The sequence below is a fragment of the Burkholderia sp. HMSC10F09 genome, assembly GCF_001806955.1.
In the GTDB taxonomy this organism is placed as follows: Bacteria; Pseudomonadota; Gammaproteobacteria; order Burkholderiales; family Burkholderiaceae; genus Burkholderia; species Burkholderia multivorans.
Window position 1 is genome coordinate 1 of the sequence record NZ_KV786705.1, and the last position, 4039, is coordinate 4039.

The following is a 4039-nucleotide window of genomic DNA, read 5'->3' on the forward strand; positions in this document are numbered from 1 at the left end:
CGCGGGCCGACAGCGTGTGCCGGCCCGCGCGGCGCCCCGCGAAGCGCGCTTATTGTCGCCACATGCGAACCGCGAGCGCGGCGAGCGAGGACGCGACGGCCAGCCCGATCACTGCGTTCCAGCCCAGTTGCGCGAGCAACAGACCGCCGAGCGCCGCGCCGGCCGCCATGCCGATGAACATGCCGACGAATAGCACGGCGTTCAGGCGGCTGCGCGACGCCGGATCGATCCGGTACACGATCGCCTGGTGCGCGATCAGCGTCGCCTGCACGCCGAGGTCGAAGCCGATCGTCGCGGCCGCGAGCAGCGCCAGCTGCGCTTGCGCCGGCATCGCCGGTGCCGCGGCCATCGCGGCGAACGACAGCGTCGCGATCCCGATCCCGATGCGGGTCACGTGCTCGGGCCCGTGACGGTCGGCCAGCCGTCCCGCGATCGGTGCGGCCAGCGCGCCGGCGGCGCCGGCAAGGCCGAACGCGCCGGCGGCCGCGCTGCCGAGGTGAAACGGCGCGTCGTGCAGCATGATCGCGAGCGTCGACCAGAATGCACTGAAGCCGATCGCCAGCAGGCCTTGCGCGAGCGCCGCGCGGCGCAGCGCCCGATGACGCTGCCAGAGCTCGCGCAGCGAGCCGATCAGCGCGCGATACGGCAACTGCGTGGTGGGCGCGAAGCGCGGCAGCCCGCGCGCGGCGACGATGCCGATCGCGGCGACGCTCGCGGCGGCGAGCGCGAACATCGCGCGCCAGCCGGCGGTTTCGGCGACGAATCCGGCCACCACGCGCGACAGCAGGATGCCGAGCAGCAGCCCCGTCATCACCGTGCCGACGATGCGGCCGCGGTGCTGGTCGTGCGCGAGCGTCGCGGCGGCCGGCACGACGTCCTGCGCCATCGTCGCGGTGAGGCCGATCGCGAAGCTCGCCGCGAGCAGCAGCCCGAGCGACGGCGCGACGGCCGCGAGCAACAGCGCGACGACCAGGGCGGCGGCCTTCGCGACGATCACGCGGCGCCGATCGAAGCGGTCGCCGAGCGGCGCGAGCAGCAGAATCCCGAGCGCGTAGCCGAGCTGCGTGAGCGTCGGCACGAAGCCGATCGCGCGGGCCGACGCGCCGAGATCGGGGCCGAGCGCGCCGAGCATCGGCTGCGCGTAATAGAGCGGCGCGACGCCGAGGCCGGCCGCCGCGGCGAGCAGCAGAACCAGACGGCGACCGGGCAGCGACGAAGCGGCGGCGTGGGCGGCAGGCCGCGCGTGCGGCGCGGCATCGAGACGGTGCGGAGTAGACATGATCGGCGTCCTCGGTGGTGGAAACACGATGGACGCGAGTGTGACCGCGCGGCACCGAGGACGGTAGTAGCGTGCCGCGCAGACTTGTTATACGTTTCGCGTATGACCGAAAAATCCCCTGACTCCCGCGACGCACAAGGCGCTTCGCACATTCCGACGGTGCCCGTGGATGGCGCCGGCTATCGTTTCGAGCTGATGGAAACGTTCGTACGCATAGTCGAGGCCGGCAGTCTGTCGGCCGCCGCCGCACAGATGCACACGACGCAGCCGACGGTCAGCCGCCGGCTGCAGGCGCTCGAGCGCTCGCTCGGCGTGCGGCTGCTGCAGCGGACCACGCACGCGATGCGGCTGACGGTCGACGGCGAACGCTGCTTCACGCGCGCGAAGGAACTGCTCGCGCACTGGGCGGCGTTCGAAGCCGATCTGCGCGGCGCACAGGAGGAGCCCGACGGGCTGCTGCGCGTCGCGGTGCCGCACGCGTTCGGGCAGGAGCGCTTCGTTGCGCCGCTCGCACGGTTTCTGCGCGACTATCCGCGCGTGTCGGTCGAATGGCTGCTGCAGGACGACGTGCGCGATTTCGTCGGCAGCGGGATCGACTGTGCGATCCAGGTCGGCGAGCCGACCGACCCGGGTGTCGTCGCGATCCGGCTGACGAAGGTGCCGCGCTTCGTCGTCGCTGCGCCGTCGGTGCTGAACGGCGCGGACGTGCCGGCCGATCCGGACGCGCTTGCCGCGTTGCCGTGGCTGGCGCTGCGCACGTACTACCGGACCGAGCTGACGCTCACGCACGCCGTTACCGGCGACACGCGGCGCATCGCGATCCGTCCGCGCATCACGACCGCGAACCTGTACGCGCTGCGCAGCGCGGCGCTGCTGGGCGTCGGTGCGTGCGTCGGGTCGTCGTGGATGCTGGCCGATGACCTCGCGCGCGGCGATCTCGTGCATCTCGCGCGCGACTGGCAAGCCGCGCCGCTGCCCGTCTACATCACGTATCCGCACGCGCAGTTCTATCCGTCGCGGCTCGTGCGGTTCGTCGCGATGATGCGCGACGCGGTGCCGGCGCTCGTCGAACGGCGCGACGCGTAGCGGAGCGGGCCCGCGGCCATGTCGCGCCGCCCTCGTCTACGCGCGCGCAGCCGCGCGATCAGCCGCGGCGGATGCCTTCCGGAAGCGTGCTGATGCGGCGCACCTCCGGCGAATCGAGCCACGCGCGCGAGGTCGCACAGTCGACGAACATGTCGGTCGCGTCCTCGCCCCAGAACAGATCGCCGTCGAGTTCGAAGGTCGGCACGCCGAACACGCCGAGCGCGATCGCGCGGTCCGTGTTCGCGCGCAGCGCGTCCTTCACGGGCTGCGCGTCGACGGCCGTCACGCCTTCCGGAAAGCCGACCGCTTCGCACAGCGCGGCGAAACCGTCCGGCGTCGCGACGTCCTGCCCGTCGCGCCAGATGTGCCGGAAGATCCGCCGGATCGCGTCCATCGAGCCGCCCATCGCGATCGCGAGCCGCAGCGGCCGGATCGGATTGAACGGATGCGCGGGCGGCATGCGGAACGGAATGCCGAGCTTGTCCGCGCGGTATTGTGCGTGACGATAGGTGAAGACGCGCTTCGCGGCGATCTCGGCCGGCGCCTTCTGCCCCCAGTGCGCAAGCAGCGCGCCGAGCACGATCGGCTTCGGCTCGAAGGCCGCGGCCGGCGGCAGCCGGTCGAACCGTTCCTGCTGCAGATAAGCGAACGGCGAAACGAAATCGAAATACCACGTTGCGGTGCGCGCGGCGTTCATTGCGATGTCTCCTCGGGCAGGGCCGGATGGCGGGCGGGCGCGCGAACGATCGGTGCGTCGGCGCATGCGTGCCAGTGTCGCATGGGGCGGTGTTTCGCGCAGCCGGTCGCGGCGCCGCGCGGCGCGGCTACGGGCGGATTTCGCGTTTGCGGGTCGCGGCATGCGGAGGCCGCGGGTTGTGCGTCTGCGGTCAGGCGTGCGGCCGACCGTCGTCTTCGACGAGCGCCGCGAGCCGCGCAAGCGCCATGCGCCAGCCGGTCTCGTTGTCCGCGGCCGGCACACCGGGCGGCACGCCGTCGTGGACCGCGTCGACACGCGTGCCGCCGTCTTCGTCCGACAACGTGATCGTGATCGTCATCGCGCCGCGCAGCATCGGATCGTCGGTTTCGAACACGTCGATCTCGACGACTTGCCGATCCGGCACGAGCGTCACGAACCGGCCGTGATAGGTGTCGGTGTGCGCATCGCTCTTGCCGGCGGGCACCGCCGCGTCGGAGGTGAGCGACACGCGCAGCGCGCCGCCCTCGCGCGCATCGAACGCGTGGACATGGCACGTCATGCCGTCGGGCACCTTCCATTGCTCGACCGCATGCGGATCGAGCAACGCGCGATACACGCGGTTGCGCGGCGCATTCACGTGCCGGCTGATGTGCGTCGTGTGCGAGTGCATCATGGTTGCCTCCTCGGTCGAGCGTCGGCACGGGTGGCGTGCCGGTGCGCGCGGCGCCCGTTCAGAAATCGTAGGCGGGCGCGCCGCGCGTCGCAATGCCGGGAAGGCGGCGGCCGATGCTGCGATGCCGCGTATGGCGCACGCGCTGCGCGGCGCCCGGCCGAGGCGGCGCATCGGCCGTCCGTCGTGCGACTGCGGCGGTGCGGCAACCATTTTCATCGCGTAGCATGGCGATGGGGCGCCGTACGCGACCGCGATCGTTGCGTGCGCAGTATCGTGCCGCTGCCGCTGCCGCTGCCGCTGCCGC

4 protein-coding genes are annotated in these 4039 nt (G+C 72.0%); 1 reads left to right on the top strand and 3 read right to left on the bottom strand.

Translation table 11 applies throughout. The features are described from left to right. Positions 1–49: 49 nt before the first annotated feature. Positions 50–1279 carry an MFS transporter gene (locus HMPREF3115_RS13945; protein WP_070554798.1) on the bottom strand — a complete coding sequence of 410 codons (1230 nt, stop codon included), beginning with the start codon at positions 1277–1279 and terminating at the stop codon, positions 50–52. A 102-nt stretch (positions 1280–1381) separates the two neighbouring features. Here HMPREF3115_RS13945 and HMPREF3115_RS13950 point away from each other — a divergent pair, with 102 nt between their 5' ends. Continuing rightward, complete coding sequence (locus tag HMPREF3115_RS13950) at positions 1382–2365, top strand: LysR family transcriptional regulator (RefSeq protein ID WP_070554800.1); 984 nt, start codon at positions 1382–1384, stop codon at positions 2363–2365. Positions 2366–2423: 58 nt separating this feature from the next. On the opposite strand, the gene HMPREF3115_RS13955 is transcribed toward HMPREF3115_RS13950, so the two are convergent. Both HMPREF3115_RS13955 and HMPREF3115_RS13960 read right to left on the bottom strand, forming a co-directional pair. After that, entirely contained in the window at positions 2424–3062 is a 639-nt protein-coding gene (locus HMPREF3115_RS13955) for a 2-hydroxychromene-2-carboxylate isomerase (protein WP_070554802.1), read from the bottom strand. A 190-nt stretch (positions 3063–3252) separates the two neighbouring features. Further along, the gene (locus HMPREF3115_RS13960; RefSeq protein ID WP_070554804.1) at positions 3253–3735 is read right to left on the bottom strand and encodes an SRPBCC family protein; all 483 of its coding nucleotides are present in this window, start codon (positions 3733–3735) and stop codon (positions 3253–3255) included. Positions 3736–4039 lie beyond the last annotated feature (304 nt).